The sequence below is a fragment of the Erwinia sp. TECH1 genome (assembly GCF_054057575.1).
In genome coordinates this window covers 1,782,513-1,807,101 of sequence record NZ_JBSRZK010000001.1, presented here as the reverse complement: position 1 = coordinate 1,807,101, position 24,589 = coordinate 1,782,513, and the positions used below count along the sequence as shown (strand labels likewise).

The following is a 24,589-nucleotide window of genomic DNA, read 5'->3' as shown; positions in this document are numbered from 1 at the left end:
TCTCGGGAGGTCACGATGATTGCCAGCAAATTTGGACTTGGCCAGCAGGTACGACACAAGCTGCTGGGTTTTTTAGGGGTGGTGGTTGATGTGGATCCGGAATACTCGTTAGAGGATCCTAAAATTGACGATATCGCCGACGGCGCGCTGCGTAATGCCCCGTGGTATCACGTTGTGATGGAAGACGATAACGGCGAAACGGTGCACACCTATCTGGCGGAAGCGCAGCTGGGCTGGGAGATACCGGGCGAGCACCCCGAGCATCCTTCAATGGATGAACTCGCCGCTTCCATTCGCAAACAGCTGCAGGCGCCACGCCTCAGAAACTGACAAAGACCCCGCTTGCGGGGTTTTTTATTATCTGCCCAACCCCAGACGAGGAATTTCTATCATTGGGCAACGATCCATCACCACTTTCAAACCCGCATCGGCAGCCAGTACCGCAGCCTGCTCATTGATGACGCCCTGCTGCAGCCACAGCGATTTGGCACCTATCGCTATCGCCTCCTGCGCCACGCCCCAGGCCGCTTCCGAATTACGGAACACGTCAACCATATCCACCGGCTCGGGGATCTCTTCCAGCTTTGCATAAACCCGCTGTCCCAGCAGCGTTTGCCCGGCCAGTTTAGGGCTGACCGGCGTCACCTTGTAACCCTGCCCAAGCAGATACGCCATCACGTAATGGCTGGCCCTGGTGGGTTTCTCGCTGGCGCCTACCAGCGCGATATGGCGAGTCGTTGTCAAAACTTCATTAATAATGTTGTCGTCCATAGCGGCTCCGTTAACTATTTCTGTTTTGCAAGACGATCGTATTTTGCGCTTATAATCATAGCCGCAAAAGATTTAGCATGAATAAATATGTAAAAATGTTAATATGCTGTCATACTGAAAGACTTTGATACATTCGCTCTTTTTTATATTTCGGGCATCTGGAGAAACAATGAAGCTGGGTCTGCTCCTGACAGGGTTGATGGCAATGTGGGTTGCGGCTGCAGCCCATGCAACCACCTTAAAACTCGCGCCTGAGATCGATCTGCTGGTGCTCGACGGTCATAAAATTTCCGGTTCGCTGCTGAAAGGCGCCGATGGGCTTGAACTGGAGCAAGGACAGCACCAGCTGCTGTTCCGCGTAGAAAAAAGGCTGGAAAACAGCCACACCTCGTCCTGGCGTTCGCCGCCGCTGATCGTGACTTTTACTACCAACGTTAAATCAATTGCTATCGCGTTGCCCGCTATCCGCACGTCTGCCCAGGCACGTGCGTTTGCCCATCACCCCGATTTTCAGCTGCATGACGAGCACGGCAAGGTTGTGCAGAGCGAGCAGGACACACTGACCGGCACCGCTGGCGAAAATTATGAACGGGAAATGGCGGCTTATAATATGCAGGGCCATTCGGCTTCGGTGCCTCGCTTTGCGCAGCCGCATACTACCGGCAGCCCGACCGACGATACGCTGACTTTCGCCAGCAGCCATTATCCGGCTGGCCGGGTACTGCAGTTATGGTATCAACAGGTTGACGCCGCTACCCGCCAACGTTTTGTTCTGCTGATGAAAGCCTTCCGCACAGGTTAAGCCTGCCCTGCTGGCATCCCGGGATCGGAAGCCGTATAGTTTGCTTTTCAACGAAACAGGATATCGCCATGGAGCAGACTACCCGCACCCTCGGGGAAAAAAAACATATTGCGCTGGTCGCGCACGATCACTGTAAAGCCTCAATGATGGCGTGGGTCGACAGCCATAAAGCGCTGTTGCAGCACCATACGCTGTACGCAACCGGCACCACCGGCAATCTGATCCAGCGCGCCACCGGCCTGCCGGTTACCGCTATGCTAAGCGGCCCAATGGGCGGCGACCAGCAGGTAGGCGCGTTGATTTCGGAAGGCAAAATCGACGTGCTGATTTTCTTCTGGGATCCGCTGAACGCGGTACCGCACGATCCTGACGTCAAAGCGCTGCTGCGCCTGGCAACGGTCTGGAATATCCCTGTTGCGACCAATCGCACCACCGCCGACTTTATTATTCATTCTCCGCTGTTCGCACAGCCGCTTGATATTTCTATTCCTGACTATCAACGTTATTTGCAGGCGCGCCTGCAGTAGACGCCACGGGCGTGCCGGATTACGGCTTGCGTAACAGCGGCACGCCCATGCGTTTAAATTCTGCTACAAAGCCTGACGGCGCATCGCTGTCAAACAGCAGCCAAACCTGTTTTTTCGCCCGCGTAATGGCGACATAGGCCAAACGCCGCTCTTCGGCGTCGGGAAAATCTTCCGGCTGCGGCAGCAGCGCCTGCTCGATAACCGACTCTCTGGCAGCGGCCGGAAACCCATCCTCGCCGCTTTTTAATCCCAGCACCAGTACGTAATCTGCTTCCTGCCCCTTGCTGGCGTGTATCGTTGCAAAAGAAATATTCAGGCCCGGCCAGCGCGTCTTCGCTTTAGCCAGCAGCGTCGGTTGCTGGTAGTGGTAGCGCGCGAGGATCAGGATTTCTTCTTCCTGCGTGACGTAGCCGCTGAGCTTATTCAGCAGCGCTTCCAGCTGTGACTCAGGCAGCAACGAGAGCGCTTTTTTAGTGGCTTTGCTCAGGCTGTTCAGCGGCTTTTTCAGCTGGGACGGGTTGCGCTGGATAAAGTCATTGGCTATTTCGCCAATACGCTCGTTGAATCGCCAGGTCGTGTCCAGCACGCAGCGTTCGCCTTCGCCAAAATAATGATGAAAGGCGGTAGTGAGCGCCATTTCCGCGCCGCTAAAGCGATAAATCGCCTGCCAGTCATCGCCCACGGCGAACAGCGAAGTCTGACTGTTTTGCCTGCGCAGCGCCGCCAGCAGAGCCGCTCGCTGCGGCGACATATCCTGAAATTCATCGACCAGAATGTGCTTCCACGGGCTGATAAAGCGTCCTTTTTCCAACACGGCGATCGCCTGATGGATCAGCCCGGCGAAATCTACCGCGCCTTCTTCTTTCAGTGCGCTTTTCCAGGCTTTTAACAGCGGCGCCATCAGTTTAACTCGTTTGCTGAACAGCTCGCGAACCGCTTCCGGCGCGGATTCGATCATCGCGGCCTGCGCGCCGCCGTGCATCCGCATGAGCTCCAGCCAGCGCTCCAGACGCTCGCCGACTCTGTTGGCCAACGTCTCATCCTGCCAGTAAGCGCCTTCGTCCAGCTCCCAGCCCAAATCCTCATGAAGCCACTGCCGCCAGCCGCTGGCCTGCGCTTTTTTCTCGCTGCACTGTTGCTGCCAGGTTTCTGTCAGCAGCCTGCGCCTCAGCGCGCCGTCGGTTTCCAGCTTGCTAATCACTGGCGACCTGTTGCTGCCCTGCTGAATAATGTGCAGCGCCAGGGAATGAAAAGTGCGCGCTTCAACGTCATCACTACCGAGGCGCGTTTTAAGCCGGTGGTTCATTTCTTCCGCGGCCCGACGGCCAAATGACAACAGCAGAATTTGCTCTGCGGCAGCCGCTTTACGCATCAGCAGCCAGCCTGCACGCGCCACCAGCACCGAGGTTTTCCCGCTGCCCGCCCCGGCCAGCACCAGCACCGCTTCCTCGCCGTTGACTACTGCGCTGGCCTGGGAGGCGCTAAGCGGTGAACTTTCGACGCCGGCAAAAAAATCGGCATACTGCGCCAGCATTTTTTCCGTCCAGCGCCTGTTGCGCTGCTGACGCTGCGCCTCGCTGTTTTCCAGCCAGCGCTGACAGAAAAGGTATGCTTCGCGACAGGATTCAAACTCTTCAAGACGGCTGACGGGCAAAGGCTGAGAGGAGAAAGCATCCCGGATTTTTTCGCCCCAGTTCGCCACTTCCTGACGTTTCAGCCAGCGATCCTGCTGCTCAAACTCGCTCAGGCTGGCAACCTGCTGCTGTAAAACTTCGGCGGCGATCGGGCTCATCTGCTGGCTCCACGCCTGCCACGCCTGATTAAGGTAGTGATAAAAACGCTGCGTTTCCTGCCACTCCGTGCCGTGCAAACGCACCACTTTATTATCGGGCAGCGAAAACTCCAGCTCTCCCCAGACCAGTCCGCGCTTGCAGCGGATCGCCAACAGCTGGTTAAAAGGGATCAGGTATTCATGCTTCTGACCACTGACTTCGACGCCGGCTGCGAGCAGACGCACCCGATTATAGGGATGCTGCGCCAGATGCTTACCCAGCGAGGTTGCTTTCAGTTCCATAGAGGCTCTCGGGCTGCGGTTAATCTGCCGGACAGTTTACCCGGCAAGGATGTACCGCTCCAGCGTTAAAACACGGTATAATCAACGTATTGAATTTTCTTTTTTCGCGCAGCGCGAGGACCCTATCTGATGCGTACCGTTTTAAATATTTTAAATTTCTTTCTGGGCGGTTTTGTCACGACTTTCGGCTGGCTTGTTGCCACGCTGCTCAGCATCGTTTTCATTATTACGCTACCGTTAACCCGTTCCTGCTGGGAAATCACCAAGCTTTCGCTACTGCCGTTTGGCAACGAAGCGGTGCATGTGGATGAGCTTAATCCCGGCAAAAAAAATGTTTTGCTGAACTCCGGCGGCACCGTATTAAATATCGTCTGGTTTATTTTCTGCGGCTGGTGGCTTTGCGTCACCCATATCCTGGTAGGCATCGCGCAGTGTATTACGCTTATCGGTATCCCTACGGGCATCGCACACTTTAAGATCGCCGCTATCGCACTCTGGCCGGTCGGACGCCGCGTAGTCAGCGTTGAAGTCGCCAAAGCCGCCCGTGAAGCCAACGCCCGCAGCCGGTATAACTAACTATGCGTCTGTCGCTGTCGCCACGCCTGCGCCGCTATGCCTATAACAGCGCCCTGCTCTACAACCTGCGCATCTTTTTTGCGCTGGCCGGCACGGCGGGCGTGCCTTTATGGCTGGGCCAGATAACCTGGACTATCCCGCTAACGCTGGGCGTTGTGGCGGCAGCGCTGGCCGATCTTGACGATCGCCTCAGCGGCAGGCTGCGCAATTTATTGATCACCCTGGTTTGCTTTTGCGTGGCCTCCGTCTCGGTGGAGCTGCTTTCTCCTTTTCCCTGGCTGTTTACCCTTGGGCTGGCGCTGTCTACCTGGGGGTTTATCCTGCTCGGCGCGCTGGGTCAGCGTTACGCCACTATTGCTTTCGGCGCGCTGCTGATCGCTGTCTATACGCTGCTGGGGCTTGGTCTGTTTCCCCAGTGGTATTTGCAGCCCTCGCTGCTGTTGACGGGAGCTATCTGGTACAACCTGCTGACGCTGATCGGTCATCTGATTTTTCCCGTACGTCCGTTACAGGAGAATATTGCGCGCTGCTTTGAAGGCCTGGCGCGCTACCTGGAGGCGAAAGCAGGTCTCTTCGATCCAGACATCGAAGAGAATGACGACGCTTCGCTGATTGAAGCGGCAATGACCAATAGCCAGCTGGTCGCCACGCTGAATCAAACCAAGATTTCCATCCAGTCCCGGCTGCGTGGCGATCGCGGGCAGCGCAGCACGCGCCGCACGCTGCACTATTATTTCGTGGCGCAGGATATTCACGAGCGCGCCAGCTCTTCCCACGCGCAATATCACGCCTTACGCAAAGAGTATCGCTACAGCGATATTCTGTTCCGCTTTCAGCGGCTGTTAACCATGCAGGCGCGCGCCTGCCAGCAGCTCTCCAACGCTATCTTGCTGCGCGAACCCTGGCAGCACGATCCGCGTTTTGAGCGCGCTTTTGTGCACCTTCAGGCCGCGCTGGAGCGCCTGAGTGCAAACCAACCCGCCAGCAGCGAACTTAAGGCCATGCACTACCTGCTGCATAACCTTAAGGCTATCGACGCCCAGCTGGCGACCATCGAGTCCGAGCAGGTTTTGCAGGACAACAGCGACGGACGTCTTTCCAGTGAAGGCCTGACCGGCTGGGCAGATATCCGTCTGCGCCTGAGTCGCCATCTTTCGCCGCAGTCGCCGCTTTTCCGGCACGCCGTGCGCATGTCGCTGCTGCTCTGTACCGGCTACGCTTTTATCCAGATCACCGGGCTGGAACACGGCTACTGGATCCTGCTGACCAGCCTGTTTGTCTGCCAGCCCAACTATAACGCGACGAAAAGGCGCCTGGCGCTGCGTATTGTCGGCACGCTGGCCGGTATAGCGATTGGTCTGCCGCTACTCTGGCTGATCCCCTCTGTTGAGGGACAGCTGATACTCATTGTGCTCACCGGCGTGCTGTTTTTCGCCTTCCGACAGTCGCAATATGCCTACGCCACGCTTTTTATCACCCTGCTGGTACTTTGCTGCTTTAACCTGCTTGGTGAGGGGTTCGAGATCGCGCTGCCGCGTATTATCGATACGCTGCTGGGCTGCGGCATAGCCTGGATCGCCGTGGCCTTTATCTGGCCCGACTGGCGTTTCCGCCAGCTTTCCGCCGTCGCGGATCGCACGCTTAATGCCAACTGCCGCTATCTGGACGCCATTCTGGTGCAGTATCACCAGGGCAAAGATAATCGCCTGGATTACCGCATTGCCCGGCGCGATGCGCACAACTGCGACGCCGAGCTGGCCTCAGTAGTGTCTAATATTTCGGCCGAAAAAAACGCCAGCGCGGGCCTGCGTGAAGACGCTTTCCGACTACTGTGCCTGAACCACTCTTTTCTCAGCTATATTTCCGCGCTGGGCGCCCATCGCGAGAAAATCACCAACCCGGCCATGCTGCAACTGATGGATGATGCGGTCTGCTACGTCGACGACGTGCTGCATATTGATATTGTTGATGAAGACAAAGCGGCCAGGCTGCTGGGCAATCTTTCCGCCCGCCTGGCAGCGGCGGAAGCGGCGCCGGACACAAAGGAGCCGCTGGTCTTACAGCAGGTTGGCCTGCTGGTTGCACTGCTGCCGGAAATTGTTCGGTTGAAAAAAAAGGGGCTGGCCTAAGACTTTTGCTGCCTGGCCCAGCGCCGCAGCGTTTCCTTATGCCACTGCCGAAGCTCGGTTTTGACGCTTTCCGGCAGCGCTTCGTAATGGCGGCCCGCGATCGCGCCTTCCAGCGCGAAAAGGACGTTGATGCCCAAATTATTGTTGCTGGCGTACAGCTTGAGCCAACAGCGTCTGGCGCCCTGCTCTTTGAGCATGGCGATAGTGCTGATGCCGACCTGACGTAGCAGCGTCTCGATGCGGATAGTCAAATTGGGCAAATCTTTCAGGCGCTGATTTTGCTGCTTTTGCGTTCGCTGCTGGCGTGCGCCCTGCAGGCAAAGCCGGGAGAGCGCCACCAGCTGCCCGTGCTCTTTCCACAGCGGGTCGTCCACCCGATAATAATCCAGCGCGACCGGCATCCCTCTTTTAGTAAAATGCAGAGGCTGCATCTTCCGCTCCACGATATAGGGCTTTACCTGCTCGCAGGCCCGCAGATAAAGCTCCCCTTCCGCTACCAGCGCGAACACCACGTTCTCTATCGACAGGCTGTAGCCGCCGAACTGGCTGCGGCATTCGATTTCGCCCAGTTCGGCAAGCTGGCGTCTGGCTTTTTCAATCTGTTTTTTTGACTGGCTCATCCTTTTCTCCCTGTATACAGAACACCCTCGTCCCTGTGAGAAATGAAAAGTATGCAATCGTGGTAACAGGTTCAATTACTAATTGCCGTTACAGCCGGTTTCATTGTGATTTTGCGAGACGTTATCAAAATTTAGGGTTGATCTTTGTTCACCGCCCTTATACTGTATATCCATACAGTGACCTGCGAGCAAAGCCGATATGCGTACTCATTCCATGAAATCTCATTCTGTTAACAGCCGTTTTCCTCAGCCCCGCTCTTCATCCCATAGCGAAGCGACTGGCCTGATCAGCGAACTGATCTACAGCGAGAATCAGCCGGGCATGACGCAAATGCTACTGCTCCCTTTGCTGCAACAGCTGGGCACGCAGTCCCGCTGGCAGCTATGGCTGACGCCGCAGCAAAAGCTGAGCCGCAGCTGGCTTGCGCGTTCCGGGCTGCCGCTTAATAAAGTGATGCAGGTCCAGGGGCAGGCCATTAATACGCTGGAGGCCATGATTAAAGCGCTGCAAACGGGGAACTACAGCGTGGTGCTGGGTTGGCTGCCTGAGGAACTGACCGAGGAAGATCGTCGTCGGCTCCATGACGCAGCGTTAAGCGGCCAGGCTTTAGGTCTGATTATGCGACCGGATCCGGTCGAAATTGTCGCGTGCAGACCCTTTAATGGGTTAAAAATTCAGTCGAGTTTGTATCATTAAGTAAAAATAAGAGTTTTCTCATCATAAACTTCTTCGCCGGGCATGATAAGCGTCTGATTATGCTATGACCCGGCGTGACAATGGTTTAGCCGCGTTTTTCCCGGAAGTTATCTCCCGCCGTCCTGTACGCAAATGTGTAAAAATGTGTACAAAACGCCGTTTTTTTTCAGACCGCCTTCACATCTTACTTGTAAGTTTGCTGGTACGTTGTAGACTTTACGTCGCCAGGGTGCTCAATAATCTCCCTTTTTTGGATGAGTCATAATCGAGCGTCATAACCCGGCGAAGGATTAAATCAAAGAGCTAATGAAAGCTCATTGCCTATTTGGATGATAACGAGGCGCAAAAATGAAAAAGACAGCTATCGCAATTGCAGTGGCACTGGCTGGCTTCGCTACCGTAGCGCAGGCCGCTCCTAAAGATGACACCTGGTATACCGGTGCGAAACTGGGCTGGTCTCAGTACCACGACACTGGTTACTACGGTCACGGTTATGCAAACAACGACGGCCCAACTCACGAAAGCCAGCTGGGCGCAGGTGCCTTCGGTGGTTACCAGGCTAATCAGTACCTGGGCTTCGAACTGGGTTATGACTGGCTGGGTCGTATGCCTAACAAAGGCAACGTTGTAAACGGCGCATTCAAAGCACAGGGCATTCAGCTGGCTGCGAAACTGAGCTACCCAATCTATGACGATCTGGACGTGTACACCCGTCTGGGCGGCATGGTATGGCGCGCTGACTCCACGCAGAACAACAACGGTACTCGCATCAGCGATCACGACACCGGTGTTTCTCCGCTGGCAGCTGTAGGTGTTGAATACGCTGTAACCAAAAACTGGGCTACCCGTCTGGACTACCAGTGGGTTAACAACATCGGTGATGCAAACACCGTTGGTACCCGTCCAGATAACGCCATGCTGAGCGTAGGTGTTTCCTACCGTTTCGGCCAGGATGAAGCAGCGCCAGCACCGGCTCCGGCTCCAGCGCCAGCGCCAGTTGTTGAAACCAAGCGTTTCACCCTGAAATCAGACGTGCTGTTCACCTTCAACAAGGCGACTCTGAAGCCAGAAGGTCAGCAGGCTCTGGATCAGCTGTACACCCAGCTGAGCTCTCTGGATCCTAAAGACGGCAACGTCGTGGTTCTGGGCTTCACCGACCGTATCGGTTCTGACCAGTACAACCAGAAACTGTCTGAGAAACGTGCACAGTCCGTTGTTGACTACCTCGTGTCTAAAGGCATCCCTTCTAACAAGATCTCTGCACGTGGCATGGGTGAAACTAACCCAGTTACCGGCAACACCTGTGACAGCGTGAAAGGCCGTAACGCCCTGATCGAATGTCTGGGTCCAGACCGTCGCGTAGAAATCCAGGTTAAAGGCATCAAAGACGTGGTAACTCAGCCTCAGGGTTAAGTTTACGCTTTGATAAAAACCCCGCTTCGGCGGGGTTTTTTGTGGGCGCTATTTCGCGCTGCTGCTTATTGTCCCGCCGGCCGTAATTGCAGACCGTCGACAGGTCTAATCCGGCTTGCCCAGGATCGCCTGCAAATCCTGCCTGAGTGAAGACATCTGGCTGGCATATTTTTCTTTATGCTCTGCATCTTCTATCAGCTGCACAATGGTGTCCGAAAGCGTGACGTTTCGCCGCTGCGCCAGCGCGGCCAGCCGCTGCCAGACCAGATACTCCAGATCGATAGATTTCTTCCGCGTATGCTGATGTTCTGCATTAAAGTGACGCTTGCGGCGCGCGCGTATACTTTGCTTCATGCGGTTTTCCAGCGCCGGATTGATATGACGGGCAATCCATGTCGTTACCTCGCCAGGGCTGTGTTCTATCGCCAGCAGCTCACCGACGGCAGCCTGGGCCGCGCTTCGCTCCAGATAACGCGTGATCGCTTCACCTTCCCGGTGTTTTTTCACCAGGTATGTCCACTTCCATCCGCTTTCAAGGTTTTCCAGTTGCTGGTATTTCATCGGGATCTCATGCTAAACCTGTAACCTATTTAGAATAACAGCTTTTTTAACATAGCCGCACGGAAAACCAGAGCGAACTCGCAATTGCGGCCCGTAAGGGTGCAAAGAAGAACTCAGCGATGCTTAACAGGCTGAAATCTTGTATAATGGCGTATTACTCATTTTAAGAAAAAAACGATAACTTTGATCAACAACCAACTTGAATGGCGCGCCCTGCAGCCCGATACCGACAGCGTTCAGTCGCTTTTCTCCGAGCTTCCTGATGATCCCTGTTACTTTTCCGAAGTACAGTCACGCCTGTTCAATACGCTGAGCCTGCTGCTGGACAGCCAGGCAAAACTGCCGCTGATGCTGGTCAAAACGCCGGAGCACCCGGAGTATCAGGCTCTGCTGCAGACCGTGATTTCAGGTTTTGATGATGAAAGCGTGACGCTGTACGGCGGTCATTATCATATTGACGGCGCGGCGGTCAGCTGGCGTCCGGCCGAGTCGGAGCAGGATAATTTTGCCTCGACGGGCGGCGTGCACAGCGCAGACTGGATTGAGGCGGAACAGCTGTTCGGCTGTTTCCGTCAGTACAATAATACGTTAACGCTTGAACCCGGACTGGTGCACAAGGCTAACGGCGGGACGCTACTGCTTTCTTTACGCGCCCTGCTGGCCCAGCCGCTGCTCTGGCTACGTCTGAAGCAAATCCTCAGCACCCGCCAGTTTAGCTGGCATTCGCCCGACGAGTCCCGGCCGCTGCCGGTTGCCGTGCCGCCAATGCCGCTGCATTTTCGTCTTATCCTGACCGGTGAACGCGACGCGCTGGCTGATTTCCAGGAGATGGAGCCGGAGCTGGCGGCGCTGGCGTTCTATTCGGAATTTGAGGATAACATTCAGATCGTCGACGAGCAGTCGTTCGCTTTGTGGATCAAGTGGGCACGTTCGGTCGCTGCTGATGAAGATCTGCTGATTGCAGACGATCTTTGGCCGGTGCTGATGCGTGAAGCGGTACGCTATACCGGCGACCAGGAAACGCTGCCGCTGTGTCCCGTCTGGCTGGCTCGCCAGTTCCAGGAGGCGGCGGCCAACAGCGATGAAAACCTGATCAACGGCGAACACCTTCAGGCGGCGCTGGATAATCGCGAGTGGCGCGAAGGCTTCCTTGCCGAGCGAATTCGTGACGAGATCCTGCTGGATCAGATCCTGATCGAAACCGAAGGCGAGGCGATTGGTCAAATCAACGCCCTTTCCGTTATCGAATTTCCCGGCCATCCCCGCGCCTTCGGCGAGCCTTCCCGCATCAGCTGTGTTGTACACGTGGGCGACGGCGAGTTCCATGACGTGGAGCGTAAAGCGGAGCTGGGCGGCAACATCCATGCCAAAGGCATGATGATTATGCAGGCATGGCTGATTGCGGAGCTGGAGCTTGATCAGCAGCTGCCCTTCTCCGCCTCGGTCGTGTTTGAACAATCCTATTCAGAAGTCGATGGCGACAGCGCATCGCTGGCCGAACTCTGCGCCCTGATCAGCGCGCTGTCCAGCCAGCCGATTACGCAACAGATTGCCGTGACCGGCTCGGTGGATCAGTTCGGTCGCGTGCAGCCAGTCGGCGGCCTGAACGAAAAGATCGAAGGCTTTTTCCATATCTGCCAGCAGCGCACGCTGAACGGCAGCCAGGGCGTTATCATTCCTGCGGCGAACGTGCGTCACCTTTGCCTGCAACAGGAAGTGGTGGATGCCGTGCGGGAAGGAAAATTTCACGTCTGGGCGGTGGAAAGCGTGGAGGAAGCCCTTCCTCTCCTGACCAAAACCGAATGGGACAAAGAAGACGCGCCTTGTCTGCTAAGATCAATTCAGGAGCGCATTGCGCAAATAAACCAACAGGAAGGTCGGCAACGTCCGTGGCCGCTGCGCTGGCTGAACTGGTTTAACCAGAGCTAATCGGGCTTGCTCAGCTTACAGCTGTAAGCTAACCTTCGTGCTTCAATAAAATAAGGCTTATTAAGAACATGGTAGATAAACGCAAATCCTACTCAAAAGAAGACCTGATTGCCTCTGGTCGCGGTGAACTTTTCGGTGCCGAAGGCCCGCCGTTGCCGTCTGGCAACATGCTGATGATGGATCGCGTCATCGAGATGAATGAAGATGGCGGCAACTACGGTAAAGGCTTTGTGGAAGCGGAGCTGGATATCAATCCCGATCTGTGGTTCTTCGGCTGCCACTTTATCGGCGATCCGGTGATGCCAGGCTGTCTGGGTCTTGATGCGATGTGGCAGCTGGTAGGCTTCTATCTGGGCTGGCTGGGCGCGGAAGGTAAAGGCCGTGCGCTGGGCGTAGGCGAAGTTAAATTTACCGGCCAGGTTCTGCCAACGGCGAAAAAAGTCTCTTACCGTATTCACTTTAAGCGTGTTATTAACCGCAAGCTGGTGATGGGCGTAGCCGATGGCGAAGTGCTGGTGGATGGCAACGTTATCTATACCGCTACCGATCTGAAAGTGGGTCTGTTCAAGGACACCACCGCTTTTTAAGCGCGTTTAAAAGACGAAACCTCCGCCCGGGCGGAGGTTTTCCTTTTCAATAACAGAGCGGATTACGCGGTAACCGTCCTGTCCTCCATGGCCTGTCGCCAACCTCCCAACCAGTGAGATCTTGCATCTATCATTTGATAGGGACACATCTCTTTAGGGCGTCCGGTAATACCGGCCTGATAACCTCTGGAATGTGCCCGTTCGAGCCGATCTCGTTTCTGTCTCTTCATCATGCCTGTAATCCCCTCTTCAGGTCAGGTGGAATCTGGTGGAAAGAAATCAGTGAGTGCATACGCAGTCACAATTTAGTTCTAACGCCATTTTCGCTGAAGATCAACGCGCAAATTTCACGCCAATGTCATAAACCTGTGCGAGGATAGTGGAAACTTATCGCCTGAAAACTCTCCTGAAAACCAGATAACCTCCTGTATGGCAATAAAAAAAGCCCCGATTGTGCAATCTTCTGATTGTCGACAAACCGGGGCTTAGCGCCAGTGATTAATTTTTCTAATTAAGGCTGCGGATACCGTTAGCTATATCCTGCGCCTCCTGCTGCCAGCCTTCTGCCAGCGTTCTGACCAGCGCGTCGTAGCCATCCTCTTTCTGCGGCAGGGCCAGCGTAAACGAGCGCTTCACGATTTGCCCCTGATGCTCCAGCACCCAGTCGCCGCTGATCACCGCATGGCCGTCGTAACGACCGTGGAAGCCGGTCACCGTTACGTTGAGCGTATCCTGCTGCTGGCCCAGCGGTGAAGCCGAGACCAGCGAGCCGGGCAGCGCCTGGCTCAGGTTCGCCACCAGCGTTTGCTGTAGCTGCTGGTCGAGCGGGCTGGCCCAGAGGTTATTGGCAGCAATCGTATATTTCACGTCGCTGGTTTGGTAAACCAGCCCGTTACCGGACAAATAGTCCGGAACGGAAACATGCTGGACAAAAACCGCTGGCCGCGTGGCGTCAATGCTGCTGACGGCCGCGCCCTTCGCCGCCACAGGCAGCTGGTAATAGGTGGTATCGGACGTGCTGCTGCAGGCGCTCAGCGCCAGGACCAAAGCCACAGGTAGCCATTTTTTCATTATTTCGCCCTCTTCGGCTGGGGATCCTGGCCGGGTTTTGCTTCAAACACCAGCGCGTTGCTCTTGCTGTTCAACGTTTTCAGCACCGGTTGCAGTTCACGCAGCACCTGATTGAGCTGCTGCATATCGCCAACCAGTTTGCTGTAGGCCGGTGCGCCAGGCTGGAAGCCTTTCATGCTGGCGTTCAGCTCGCGCAGCGTTTTCTGCATATCGGCCGGTAGCTCTTTCATCGACTGGCTGCCGGTGATCTGGTTGATGTTATCCAGCGTTTTTTGCAGCTCGCGAATAGTGCGCTGGCTCTCTTTCAGCGTGCCCGTGGCCTGATTAATCATCGGGTTCAGCGGCAGCGAATTGATTTTATCCAGCGTATCCATCAGTTTCTGTTGGATCTGCGCCAGTCCGCCGCTGGTCGTTGGGATCAGCTCATAGCCCGCAAAAGAGGCCGGTCCTTTGAACGGTTTGGCATTGCTGTCAAAATCCAGATCGATATAGAGCGAGCCGGTCAGCAGGTTGGCCGACTTCAGCGAGGCGCGAAGACCCGCCTTGATACCGTCCTTCAGGTGCTGCTCAATATCAAAGTCCTTGCCCAGCATACTCTGGAAGCGGTCCGGCTCGATGCGGATCAGTACCGGAATACGGTAATCGTTGCCCAGCTGCTGCGCGACTTTAGTGGATTTAAACGGCACTTCCGCGACCGTTCCCAGCCTTATGCCCCGGAACTCTACAGGCGCGCCCGGCTGCAGGCCGCGAATAGAATCGCTGAAGAACATCAGGAAGTCTTTATGCACGGTGTAGAGCGAATCCTGAATGCTGCGCTGATCGTCAAACAGCTTATATTCCGCTTTATTCGCCGCCGCCTGTCCCAGATCCCAGCCGTCCGGCACGTCAAAGCTGACGCCGCCGCTGAACAGCGTGGTCAGCGAGCCCATTTCAACCCGCATACCTGAAGCGGACATATCTACCGCGATGCCGCTGTCCTTCCAGAAGCGCACGTTTGTCGTGACCAGCCGGTCATAAGGGGCGGCGATAAACAGCTGATAGGTCATCATACGTTTGTCGGCGTCGAACTGGCTGGTTTCCACCGAGCCTACGCGATAGCCACGGAACAGCACCGGATCGCCAGGGTTCAGCTGGCCCGCTTTCGCGCTGTCCAGCGTAATGCGTACCCCTTTGGCATCCGGCGGCGCCAGCGGCGGCGCATCCAGTAGCTTATACTGTTCGGGCTGTTCGCCTTTGCTGCCCGGCTGCAGCTCAATATAGGAGCCGGAAAGCAGCGTCCCCAAACCGGTAACGCCTTCGCGGCCGATGGTCGGTTTAACCACCCAGAACGCGCTGTCGCCTTTCAGCAGTTTTTCCATGCCGGCGTTAAGGCGCGCGGTAATTTTCACGTGCAGCAGATCGTCAGTCAGTACGGCGCTTTCTACCGTGCCGACATCAACGCTGCGGCTTTTAATCGCCGTTTTACCGCCTTCGATGCCTTCCGCGTTGGTGGTGATCAGCGTGACCAGCGGCCCCTGATGGGTGAAATGATAAACAAGGATCCACGCACCGATTAATACGGTGACAATGGGGATGATCCAGACTGGTGACCAACGTTTGATTCGATCAACCGTCGCCACGCCATGATTATTTTCCTGCAATGCCTGGCTCCTCTTTAGTTTGGGTACTGACACGATCCCAGGTCAGACGGGGGTCAAACGTCATGGCGGCGAACATCGTCAGGATCACCACCAGCGCAAACAGCAACGCCCCCGTCGCGGGATAAATATTCATTAGCTGGCCCATGCGCACCAGCGCGGAGAGCACAGCTATCACAAAGACATCAATCATTGACCAGCGGCCGACAAACTCCACCACCTCGTAGATTTTATGCATCCTTTCGCTGTCCTGATGCGGCTTGCTTCTGCCGTTGGCATCCCAGCAAAGCCAGCCGATAGCCAGCATTTTTAGCGAAGGCACCATGATACTGGCGATAAAAATCACCAGCGCAACCGGATAGGAGCCTTCTCCCCACAGCAATACCACGCCCGCCATAATGGTAGACGTCGTTTTGCTGCCAAGGGATTCCGTGATCATAATTGGCAGCAGGTTAGCGGGAATATATAAAAGCAGTGAGGTCAGCAGCAGCGCCATTGTCCATTGCAGGCTGTGCCTGCGCCGGGCGTGACCGCGCGTGCCGCAGCGTGAACAGGAGAGTTGTCCGACCGGCAGTATGGCTGTACAGCAGCTACAGGAACGCAGATCCTGCGCCAGGCCGCTGATGGCAGGCACCGGTTTCGCCGGCAACGCAGGCAGAGGCGCAATGCGCTGCCACATCCAGCGGCGATCGACGCACTGAAAAGCGCGCAGCTGCAGCACGCAGAACAAACACCAGGGAATAAAACTGGTGCCGATGCCGATATCGCCGTAGGCCATCAGTTTGACAAAGCTGACCAGCACGCCGGCCAGGAAAATTTCCGCCATGCCCCAGGTTTTGATCTGAAACAGCGCGCGCGCCATCGCTTTTTTTAACGGCGTGGGCAGATTAACCGGGTTCACCAGCAGCAGGATAATAAGCATACAGAGCGCGGGCACGGCCTGCACGAACAGCAGAAACAGCGTCGCCAGGCTGCTGTAATCCACCGAAACCATGACCTGCGGGATACGCATCAGCGTAATTTCGCTGCTCATCCCCGCCACGTGCATATTGACGAACGGAAACAGGTTCGCCAGAAGCAGCATAAACAGCGCCGCCAGCGCATAGCCGGTTGGCCGCTTGCGCGGCTCATCCCAGTTCATGACCAGCGTGGTATCACAGCGCGGGCAGCTGGCTTTGCTGCCCGGCGTGAGAGGCGGCAACTGTGTCATCAGGTCGCACTGCGGGCAAAGCATCCACTGGTCGGCCTGGTGCGATGAACACATAGATTACCTCGGGGTTATTGGTTTTTCAGCGATTCCAGGTATTCCCAGCGCTCGAAAGCCTTTTCCAGCGCCTGTTCGGCCTCGGCAAGCGCATCCAGTACCGGCTGGGTCACGTCGTGCGGCTGGCCAAAGAAGCTGGCGTCGGCCACCTTCGCCTGCAGCGAGGCCAGCTCGTTCTCCAGCTGCTCCATCTTCTGCGGCATCTGCTCCAGCTCGCGCTGCAGGTTATAACTCATCTTAGCCGCCGGACGCTTTGCCGGATCGCTTTTTACGGTTTCCTGACGCGTGGCCGGCGCGCTTTGCGCCGCGCTGCGGGTTTGCTTGTAGGCGGTGCGCTGCAGCTGAGCATCATGATAGCCGCCGACAAAGGCGCCGATCTCGCCCTGGCCTTCAAAAATCCAGCACTCGGTAACAGTATTATCGACAAACTGACGATCGTGGCTGACCAGCAGCACCGTGCCCTGATAGCCGTCGATCAGCTCTTCCAGCAGTTCCAGCGTTTCCACGTCCAGATCGTTGGTCGGTTCATCGAGGATCAGCAGGTTGCTGGGCTTCAGGAACAGGCGCGCCAGCAGCAGGCGGTTACGCTCTCCGCCCGACAGCGCACGTACTGGCGTCATGGCACGCTTAGGGTGGAACAGGAAGTCCTGCAGATAGCCCAGCACGTGGCGCGGCTTGCCGTTCACCATCACTTCCTGCTTGCCTTCCGCCAGGTTATCCATCACCGTGCGATCGGGGTCGAGTTCCGTCCGGTGCTGATCGAAATAGGCCACTTCAAGCTTGGTGCCGATATGCACGCGACCGCTGTCCGGTTTCAGCTGATCGAGCATCAGCTTCAGCAGCGTAGACTTGCCGCAGCCGTTCGGGCCGATCAGCGCAATTTTGTCGCCGCGCTGCACCTGGCGGGAGAAATCCTTCACCAGCTGTTTGCCCGCCACGCCGTAGCTGACGTTTTCCAGTTCAAAGACGATTTTGCCGGAGCGGCTCGCCTCTTCCACCTGCATATTGGCTTTGCCCATCACTTCGCGGCGTTCGGCGCGCTCGTTGCGCAATGCTTTCAGCGCGCGGACGCGTCCTTCATTACGGGTACGACGGGCTTTGATGCCCTGACGGATCCAGACTTCTTCCTGCGCCAGCTTGCGGTCGAATTCGGCGTTCTGCATCTCTTCCACGCGCAGCGCTTCTTCTTTGCCCAGCAGGAACTGATCGTAGTCGCCCGGCCAGGAAACCAGCTTGCCGCGATCGAGGTCAACGATACGCGTCGCCATATTGCGGATAAACGAACGGTCGTGCGAGATAAAGATAATGCTGCCCTGGAAAGTTTTCAGGAAGGTTTCCAGCCAGTCGATGGTTTCGATATCCAGGTGGTTGGTCGGCTCGTCCAGCATCAGCACGCGCGGATTGCTGACCAGCGCGCGGCCCAGCGCCGCTTTACGCAGCCAGCCGCCGGACAGCGAGGAGAGCGGCGCATCGCCGTCCAGGCCGATCTGCTTCAGCACGTCCTGAATACGCGTTTCCAGCTGCCACAGGTTCTGGTGATCGAGAATGCTTTGCAGCCTGCCCATTTCGTTCAGGTTTTTCTCGCTGGGATCGCTCATTACCAGATGCGAAATCGCATGATAGGCCTTCAGGTACTCGGCCTGTTCATTCACGCCTTCGGCAACGAAGTCATACACCGAGCCTTTTACGTTACGCGGCGGATCCTGTTGCAGGCGCGCGATAACCAGGTCCTGCTCATAAATGATGCGCCCATCGTCCAGCGGCTGCTCGCGGTTGATGATTTTCATCAGCGTTGATTTGCCCGCGCCGTTGCGCCCTACCAGACAGACGCGCTCGTTCTCTTCAATATGCAGCTCGGTGTTATCCAACAGCGGCGCGTCGCTGAATGAGAGGTAAGCGCCATGAATACTGATCAGTGACATAAAACTTATTCCTTACCGGCGTGAGTAATCAGCCAGCAGTTATGAATTTGACGGTTGCGGGCGAAGTCCTGCGACTGCGTTTTCGCGGTAATTTCTTCAGCGTGCAGCTGAAGCTCGGCCAGGCCTTCCAGATCCATTTTGAAGCCGCGCTTATTGTTGGAGAACATGACGGTGCCGTTTTTGCGCAGCAGCCTTTTCAGATCTTTCATCAACAGCAGATGATCGCGCTGCACGTCAAAACTCTCTTCCATTCTTTTCGAGTTCGAGAAGGTTGGCGGATCGATAAAGATCAGATCGAACTGCTCGTCGGACTCGCGCAGCCAGCTCAGGCAATCTGCCTGCATCAGGCGGTGCTGGCGGCCGGTCAGGCCGTTCAGACGCAGGTTGCGTTCTGCCCATTCCAGATAGGTGCGCGACATATCCACCGTGGTGGTGCTTTTGGCGCCGCCCAGTCCGGCATGCACGCTGGCGCTGCCGGTATAGGCAAACAGGTTCAGGAAGTCTTTGCCCTTGCTCATCTGCCCAAGCATTTTACGCGCGATGCGGTGATCCAGGAACAGGCCGGTATCCAGATAGTCGGTGAGATTTACCCACAGCTTCGCGTTAAACTCGGAAACCTCGAAGAAGTCGCCCTTTTCGCCCAGCTTCTGATACTGGCTTTTGCCTTTCTGCCGCTCGCGGGTTTTCAGCACCAGACGGTTTGCCGGCAGATCCAGCACGCTGAGCGTGGCGGCAATAACGTCAAACAGGCGCTGACGGGCTTTAGACGGCTCGATGGTCTTCGGCGGCGCATACTCCTGCACCACCACCCACTCGCCATAGCGATCGACAGCGACGTTGTAGTCCGGCAGATCGGCATCGTAAATGCGGTAGCACTCAATGCCTTCCTGACGCGCCCATTTTTCCAGCTTCTTCAGGTTTTTACGCAGGCGGTTAGCGTAGTCTTCCGCAATCTGCGCCACGCCGGAGGTATTCACTCCCAGCTGATAGTTTTTCTGTACGCAGTCCAGCGGGCCGTTTTTCGCCTTGAACTGGCGTTCAGCACGCAGCTGCAGGCAGCTCAGCAGCTCCGGCGACGCGCTGAACAGCGACAGGTTCCAGCCGCCGAAATGCTGTTTCATCAGGCGTCCCAGCTGGCTGTGCAGCGCAATCAGGGCCGGTTCGCTTTCCAGACGTTCGCCGTAAGGCGGGTTGCTCAGCACGGTGCCGGTTGGCCCTTCCGCCAGCGGATTGGTCAGCTTCAGCACGTCCTGGGTGGTAAAGCTGATAAGCTCCGCCAGGCCAGCACGACGGGCGTTAACGCGCGCGCGTTCAATGACGCGGGAGTCGTTATCGTAACCATAAAAACGGGACGTCGTTTCCTGAAGCCCGCGACGAGCGCGCACTTTCGCTTCGCTGGTCACTTCACGCCACAGCGCCTCGTCGAATTTGTTCCAGCCGGTAAAGCCCCAGTGGGTGCGATGCAGGCCAGGCGCGCGATCGCTGGCGATCATCGCTGCTTCAATCAGCAGCGTGCCCGAGCCGCACATAGGATCGACCATCGGCGTGCCCGCCTGCCAGCCGGAGCGCTGCACGATAGCCGCCGCCAGGTTTTCCTTGAGCGGCGCCATGCCGGTTTGCTGGCGATAGCCGCGCTGGTGCAGGCCTTCGCCGCTCAGATCCAGCGCAATGCTGGCATTGTCTTTGTTCAGCCAGACGTTAACGCGGATATCCGGCTGCTCGCGATCCACATCCGGTCGCGCCAGGTTTTTGCGGGTAAAGCTGTCCACGATGGCGTCTTTGACTTTAAGCGCGCCGTACTGGCTGTTGCGGATCACTTCATTCAGCCCGCTGAAATGCACGGCAAAGGTTTTATCGCTGCCGAACAGCGCCGGCCAGTCGATAGCCTGTACGCCCAGATAGAGATCCAGGTCGCTGTATACGCCGCATTCGGTCAGCGGCAGCAGGATGCGGGAAGCCAGGCGGCTCCACATCAGGCTCTGATACATCAGACGATCGTCGCCCTGAAAATGTACGCCGCCCTGGACAATCTGGCAGCCCTCGGCCCCCAGCGCTTCCAGTTCACTTTTTAACAGCTCTTCGAGCCCACGCGCCGTACTGGCAAACAGAGAATTCATAACATCACTTATCATCTGGAAAATTGCTGCGCATTATAGCTAATCCGGGGCGCATGTCATAAAGTTAGCTTCTTTTCGTCAGCCGCTCCCGGCTCTTTTTTCGCGCTGGCGTTTTCTTTCCTGCTGGAGAGCACCATGATTAGCCTGTCCCGTCTGTTTATTCATCCCGTAAAATCCATGCGTGGCACGCAGGTTTCTCATGCTCAGGCGCTTGCCAGCGGCCTGGCCTTCGATCGTATTTTTATGCTTACCGAGGCGGACGGCACCTTTATTACAGCGCGTCAGTATCCTGAAATGGTGCTTTTTACGCCCGCGCTGCTGCCGGACGGTCTGCTGCTGGCGGCGCCGGACGGCAGCAGCGCCACCGTTCGCTTTGCGGATTTCGCCGCCGAGCCTGCGCCGGTGGAAGTCTGGGGCAACCATTTCACCGCGCTGATTGCGCCTGCGCCAATCAACAGCTGGCTGAGCGGCTTTTTTCCGCGTCCCGTGCAGCTTCGCTGGGTAGGACCAGAGATGACCCGGCGCGTGCAGCGATTTAGCGAGGTGCCGCTGGGCTTTGCCGACGGCTATCCTTATTTGCTGATTAATGAGGCCTCGCTGCACGATTTACGTAAGCGTTGCCCGGCCGGCGTAAAGTTGGAGCAGTTCCGTCCAAACCTGGTGGTAACGGGCACGACGGCATGGGCGGAAGATCGCTGGGCAACGGTGCGCATCGGCGGCATCCTTTTTGACGCACCGAAACCTTGCAGCCGCTGCATTTTTACCACTGTCAGCACGGAGCGCGGCCGCAGGCATCCCACCGGCGAGCCGCTGACAACCCTGCAAAAATTTCGTACCGCGATGGATGGCAGCGGCGATGTCGATTTTGGTATCAACCTGGTGGCACGCAACAGCGGCATCGTGCGGGTGGGTGACGAGCTGGAGGTGGTTGCCGATAAACCGGCACGCCTGTATGGCGCGGGTGAAGTGGCGGAATCGCTGGAAGCGGTTGCCGCAGCGCAGGAAAGCGTCACCCTCAGCTGGGAAGGCGAGCGCTTCAGCGGCAACAATCAGCAGGTTTTACTGGAGCAGCTGGAGATGCAGGGTTATCGCATCCCCTACTCCTGCCGTGCGGGCGTTTGCGGCAGCTGCCGCGTCCGGCTGGCGTCCGGCCAGGTTCGGGCGCTGAAGAAAGGCGCGCTGCGCGAGGACGGCACGCTGTTAAGCTGTAGCTGCGTCCCGGACGGCGACCTGGTGCTGTTGGCGCGTTAAACGGCGCGGGCGAAGGTGAAAATATGCTGGCTGATGGCGGGCAGCAGGCGATCGTGCATCACCTTGATAGCATCGCCCAGCACCATCGTTTTGCCGCCCAGCTGCAGCTCCGGCTGCGCCAGCAGGCACAGCGCGGCATTTTCGCCCGCTTCCACCACCAGCAGCGTGGCTTCTTCGCCCGTCTCGCACAGGCGTACCGCTACCAGCTCGCCATCCTGCGGCGTACAGTGACGCGGATGCGCGGAAAAGTGCCAGCTTTTAGGCATCTGCGGCTTCAGAAAACGCAGGGCAACCAGCGCGTTCAGCACCAGCTCGGTACGCTGCCATTCGGTCAGGTCGCACGTCAGGCATTTTTCTGCGAAGGTGGAAAACAGGGCGGCGTCGTCGACGGAGAATTGCGCGGCGTTAAAGGCATCGGGCGTCAGCATTTTACGAGGGAAGCGTGAGCGGAACAGCGCGCCTTCCGCCATAGCCAACATCATGCGTTCCTGTTCGTCATCGAAGAACCAGCGCCAGCTGTCGTCAGGTTTAATCCTCATGAAGTATCCCGTAATGATCGTCAGGTCGGCTATTTATCGCGAGGTCAGCGAACACGCGATCCGCCCCGTGCCAAAATAGTCTGAATAATGCATAAACAGGAGAAAATATAAACGAGCCAGAGGGGAAAATAAACCCCCTGGCCCCGTTAAGCCTGCATTTAATCAAATATGACTGACAATTTCTTTAATCAGCGGCGGCCCTTTGTAAATAAAACCGGAATATATCTGCACCAGCGAGGCGCCCGCCGCCATTTTTTCTTTGGCTGCCACCAGCGAATCTATGCCGCCTACGCCGATAATCGGCAGCCGGCCCTGCAGTTCCTGCGAGAGACGGCGAATGATTTCCGTACTTTTCAGCTGTACCGGACGCCCGCTCAGGCCGCCCGTTTCTTCGCTGTATTTCAGGCCGCTAACCAGCGAACGATCCAGCGTGGTATTGGTCGCGATTACACCATCAATATTATGCCGCACCAGGCTGTCGGCAATTTGGATAAGTTCTTCTTCAGCTAAATCCGGCGCAATTTTGACCGCTACCGGCACATATTTTTGATGCTGATTTTCCAGCGCCTGCTGTTTGTGCTTAATCGCCTGCAAAAGATCGTCCAGCGCTTCACCATATTGCAGCGTGCGTAACCCTGGCGTATTCGGCGATGAGATGTTGATCGCAATATAACCTGCATAAGGATAAACTTTCTCCATACAGATTAAATAATCTTCTTTACCCATTTCGACCGGCGTATCTTTATTTTTGCCGATATTGATGCCCAGAATGCCGTCGAAGCGAGCCTGCCTGACATTATTGACCAGCTGGTCCACGCCCAGATTATTGAATCCCATACGATTAATAATGCCTTCCGCCTCTCTGATGCGGAACATACGCGGCTTATCGTTCCCCGCCTGTGGTCGTGGCGTCACGGTGCCGACTTCAATAAAGCCAAAGCCCATTGCGCCGAAGGCGTCAATACATTCACCGTTCTTATCCAGCCCCGCCGCCAGGCCCAGCGGGTTTTTGAACGTCAGGCCCATGCAGTTGACGGGCTTAAAAGGAAGAGTTTGTCGAACCAGATGAATAAGCGGCGTTCCGGTTATCCGGTGCAGCTGCTGAAGGGTCAATTCGTGCGCACGCTCGGCGTCGAGCTGAAAAAGCGCGTTACGAACCAGGTTATACATGATCGCTCCTGAGTAGCCCATAATGCCGGGCCGGAAAAGGACTAACGGTTGCCTCAGCAACCCTGAAAACTGTGCGGTCGACACGCCTTCTTCGCTTTTATACGTTATCAGATACAAAGAACAGCGGCCTTCGACATGCGCAGCAACGCTGCAGGCGCGGGGGAAAATGGTAAAGTCCTTTGCCGGGAAAGTAAAACGTTTGCGTGCCCCCATCCCTCTCTTTTTCCGCACTTTCCTGTTATCTGTTTTTCGCTTAGTCAAAAAGTAACTTAAATATGCCGGATAAATCATTTAAGGCGTCCGTCACACTCTGCCAGGATAGTTCCATAAGTTCAGGAATTATTTTAATCAATAACTTTTGGTTATAAGGAGAGATGATGCGCGTTATTACTCTGGCAGGCAGTCCTCGCTATCCTTCGCGGTCAACCGCGCTGCTGACCCTGTGCCAGCACGCGCTGGAGCAACGAGGCGCCGAGGTGATCCCCTGGAACCTGCATAACTTTCCTCCAGAGGATTTGCTTTACGCCCGCTTCGACTCGCCTGCGCTGCTGGCTTTAAAAGAGGATCTGGCTAACGCCGATGGGCTGATCGTCGCCACGCCGGTTTATAAAGCCTCTTTTTCCGGCGCGTTAAAAACCCTGCTCGACTTACTGCCGGAACGCGCGCTGGAGCATAAAGTGGTGCTGCCGCTGGCGACCGGCGGCACCATCGCGCATATGCTGGCCGTGGACTATGCGCTAAAACCGGTGCTTAACGCGCTGAAGGCGCAGGAGGTGCTGCACGGCGTGTTTGCCGACGACAGCCAGATTAGCCATTACGATCGCCAGCCCGAACTCTCTCCGCTGCTTGCCGAACGCATTGCGGAATCACTCGACACCTTCTGGTATGCGCTGTCGCGTCGTCATCAGCGGCTGGCCGCAGCGGTATAAGGA

23 protein-coding genes are annotated in these 24,589 nt (G+C 56.4%); 11 read left to right on the top strand and 12 right to left on the bottom strand.

The window, feature by feature from the left end; genetic code table 11:
* Positions 1-15: 15 nt before the first annotated feature.
* Positions 16-330 carry a heat shock protein HspQ gene (gene hspQ / locus ACVWZ0_RS08445; RefSeq protein ID WP_253454666.1) on the top strand — a complete coding sequence of 105 codons (315 nt, stop codon included), beginning with the start codon at positions 16-18 and terminating at the stop codon, positions 328-330.
* A 27-nt stretch (positions 331-357) separates the two neighbouring features.
* Here hspQ and ACVWZ0_RS08440 read toward each other — a convergent pair whose 3' ends face one another.
* On the bottom strand, positions 358-771 hold the full coding sequence (locus ACVWZ0_RS08440) for a CoA-binding protein (RefSeq protein WP_253454667.1): 414 nt from the start codon (positions 769-771) through the stop codon (positions 358-360).
* 169 nt (positions 772-940) lie between these two features.
* Here ACVWZ0_RS08440 and ACVWZ0_RS08435 point away from each other — a divergent pair, with 169 nt between their 5' ends.
* Positions 941-1,573 carry a YccT family protein gene (locus ACVWZ0_RS08435; protein WP_253454668.1) on the top strand — a complete coding sequence of 211 codons (633 nt, stop codon included), beginning with the start codon at positions 941-943 and terminating at the stop codon, positions 1,571-1,573.
* 68 nt (positions 1,574-1,641) lie between these two features.
* The gene (locus tag ACVWZ0_RS08430; RefSeq protein WP_253454669.1) at positions 1,642-2,100 is read left to right on the top strand and encodes a methylglyoxal synthase; all 459 of its coding nucleotides are present in this window, start codon (positions 1,642-1,644) and stop codon (positions 2,098-2,100) included.
* A gap of 19 nt (positions 2,101-2,119) precedes the next feature.
* On the opposite strand, the gene helD is transcribed toward ACVWZ0_RS08430, so the two are convergent.
* Positions 2,120-4,174, bottom strand: a complete 2,055-nt coding sequence (gene helD, locus ACVWZ0_RS08425) for a DNA helicase IV (RefSeq protein ID WP_253454670.1) — start codon at positions 4,172-4,174, stop codon at positions 2,120-2,122.
* Positions 4,175-4,303: 129 nt separating this feature from the next.
* Here helD and ACVWZ0_RS08420 point away from each other — a divergent pair, with 129 nt between their 5' ends.
* Both ACVWZ0_RS08420 and yccS read left to right on the top strand, forming a co-directional pair.
* Complete coding sequence (locus tag ACVWZ0_RS08420; protein WP_253454671.1) at positions 4,304-4,750, top strand: YccF domain-containing protein; 447 nt, start codon at positions 4,304-4,306, stop codon at positions 4,748-4,750.
* Positions 4,751-4,752: 2 nt separating this feature from the next.
* Positions 4,753-6,879, top strand: coding sequence for a YccS family putative transporter (gene yccS, locus ACVWZ0_RS08415; protein WP_253454672.1), 2,127 nt, complete (start codon positions 4,753-4,755; stop codon positions 6,877-6,879).
* Here the strand turns inward: yccS and ACVWZ0_RS08410 are convergent.
* On the bottom strand, positions 6,876-7,499 hold the full coding sequence (locus tag ACVWZ0_RS08410) for a TfoX/Sxy family DNA transformation protein (RefSeq protein ID WP_253454673.1): 624 nt from the start codon (positions 7,497-7,499) through the stop codon (positions 6,876-6,878). The two genes, yccS and ACVWZ0_RS08410, sit on opposite strands and share 4 nt — an antisense overlap.
* Positions 7,500-7,698: 199 nt before the next feature.
* Here ACVWZ0_RS08410 and sulA point away from each other — a divergent pair, with 199 nt between their 5' ends.
* Positions 7,699-8,196: an SOS-induced cell division inhibitor SulA gene (gene sulA / locus ACVWZ0_RS08405; RefSeq protein ID WP_253454674.1), complete on the top strand. Its 498-nt coding sequence runs from the start codon at positions 7,699-7,701 to the stop codon at positions 8,194-8,196.
* 348 nt (positions 8,197-8,544) lie between these two features.
* Positions 8,545-9,609, top strand: coding sequence for a porin OmpA (ompA, locus tag ACVWZ0_RS08400; protein ID WP_253454675.1), 1,065 nt, complete (start codon positions 8,545-8,547; stop codon positions 9,607-9,609).
* Positions 9,610-9,714: 105 nt separating this feature from the next.
* Here the strand turns inward: ompA and matP are convergent, their stop codons facing one another.
* Positions 9,715-10,170, bottom strand: a complete 456-nt coding sequence (gene matP / locus ACVWZ0_RS08395) for a macrodomain Ter protein MatP (RefSeq protein ID WP_125288689.1) — start codon at positions 10,168-10,170, stop codon at positions 9,715-9,717.
* A 183-nt stretch (positions 10,171-10,353) separates the two neighbouring features.
* Between matP and ACVWZ0_RS08390 the strand changes: the two genes are divergently transcribed.
* Together ACVWZ0_RS08390 and fabA are read left to right on the top strand one after the other, a co-directional pair.
* Positions 10,354-12,099, top strand: a complete 1,746-nt coding sequence (locus tag ACVWZ0_RS08390) for an AAA family ATPase (RefSeq protein ID WP_253454676.1) — start codon at positions 10,354-10,356, stop codon at positions 12,097-12,099.
* Positions 12,100-12,167: 68 nt separating this feature from the next.
* Positions 12,168-12,686 (top strand): bifunctional 3-hydroxydecanoyl-ACP dehydratase/trans-2-decenoyl-ACP isomerase, encoded by a 519-nt coding sequence (fabA, locus tag ACVWZ0_RS08385; protein WP_125288691.1) that lies wholly within the window; start codon positions 12,168-12,170, stop codon positions 12,684-12,686.
* Positions 12,687-12,748: 62 nt separating this feature from the next.
* Here fabA and rmf read toward each other — a convergent pair whose 3' ends face one another.
* The 6 genes from rmf to rlmKL form a co-directional block, all read right to left on the bottom strand.
* A complete protein-coding gene (rmf, locus tag ACVWZ0_RS08380; RefSeq protein ID WP_125288886.1) occupies positions 12,749-12,916 on the bottom strand; it encodes a ribosome modulation factor in 168 nt (55 codons plus the stop codon).
* 277 nt (positions 12,917-13,193) lie between these two features.
* Complete coding sequence (pqiC, locus tag ACVWZ0_RS08375; protein ID WP_253454677.1) at positions 13,194-13,757, bottom strand: membrane integrity-associated transporter subunit PqiC; 564 nt, start codon at positions 13,755-13,757, stop codon at positions 13,194-13,196.
* The gene (gene pqiB / locus ACVWZ0_RS08370; protein ID WP_253454678.1) at positions 13,757-15,397 is read right to left on the bottom strand and encodes an intermembrane transport protein PqiB; all 1,641 of its coding nucleotides are present in this window, start codon (positions 15,395-15,397) and stop codon (positions 13,757-13,759) included. The genes pqiC and pqiB overlap by 1 nt, the downstream gene beginning before the upstream one ends.
* Complete coding sequence (gene pqiA, locus ACVWZ0_RS08365) at positions 15,384-16,658, bottom strand: membrane integrity-associated transporter subunit PqiA (protein WP_253454679.1); 1,275 nt, start codon at positions 16,656-16,658, stop codon at positions 15,384-15,386. Before pqiA ends, pqiB begins: the two co-directional genes overlap by 14 nt.
* Before the next feature lie 14 nt (positions 16,659-16,672).
* Positions 16,673-18,580: an ABC transporter ATP-binding protein gene (locus tag ACVWZ0_RS08360; protein WP_253454680.1), complete on the bottom strand. Its 1,908-nt coding sequence runs from the start codon at positions 18,578-18,580 to the stop codon at positions 16,673-16,675.
* 5 nt (positions 18,581-18,585) lie between these two features.
* A complete protein-coding gene (gene rlmKL / locus ACVWZ0_RS08355) occupies positions 18,586-20,697 on the bottom strand; it encodes a bifunctional 23S rRNA (guanine(2069)-N(7))-methyltransferase RlmK/23S rRNA (guanine(2445)-N(2))-methyltransferase RlmL (protein ID WP_253454681.1) in 2,112 nt (703 codons plus the stop codon).
* Between the two features lie 135 nt (positions 20,698-20,832).
* Here rlmKL and ACVWZ0_RS08350 point away from each other — a divergent pair, with 135 nt between their 5' ends.
* Complete coding sequence (locus ACVWZ0_RS08350; RefSeq protein WP_253454682.1) at positions 20,833-21,948, top strand: YcbX family protein; 1,116 nt, start codon at positions 20,833-20,835, stop codon at positions 21,946-21,948.
* On the opposite strand, the gene ACVWZ0_RS08345 is transcribed toward ACVWZ0_RS08350, so the two are convergent.
* Together ACVWZ0_RS08345 and pyrD are read right to left on the bottom strand one after the other, a co-directional pair.
* Positions 21,945-22,487, bottom strand: a complete 543-nt coding sequence (locus ACVWZ0_RS08345) for a cell division protein ZapC (RefSeq protein ID WP_253454683.1) — start codon at positions 22,485-22,487, stop codon at positions 21,945-21,947. The two genes, ACVWZ0_RS08350 and ACVWZ0_RS08345, sit on opposite strands and share 4 nt — an antisense overlap.
* Before the next feature lie 162 nt (positions 22,488-22,649).
* On the bottom strand, positions 22,650-23,660 hold the full coding sequence (gene pyrD, locus ACVWZ0_RS08340) for a quinone-dependent dihydroorotate dehydrogenase (RefSeq protein ID WP_253461041.1): 1,011 nt from the start codon (positions 23,658-23,660) through the stop codon (positions 22,650-22,652).
* 374 nt (positions 23,661-24,034) lie between these two features.
* On the opposite strand from pyrD, the gene ssuE reads away from it, so the two are divergent.
* Entirely contained in the window at positions 24,035-24,586 is a 552-nt protein-coding gene (ssuE, locus tag ACVWZ0_RS08335; protein WP_253454684.1) for an NADPH-dependent FMN reductase, read from the top strand.
* The last annotated feature ends 3 nt before the right edge of the window (positions 24,587-24,589 follow it).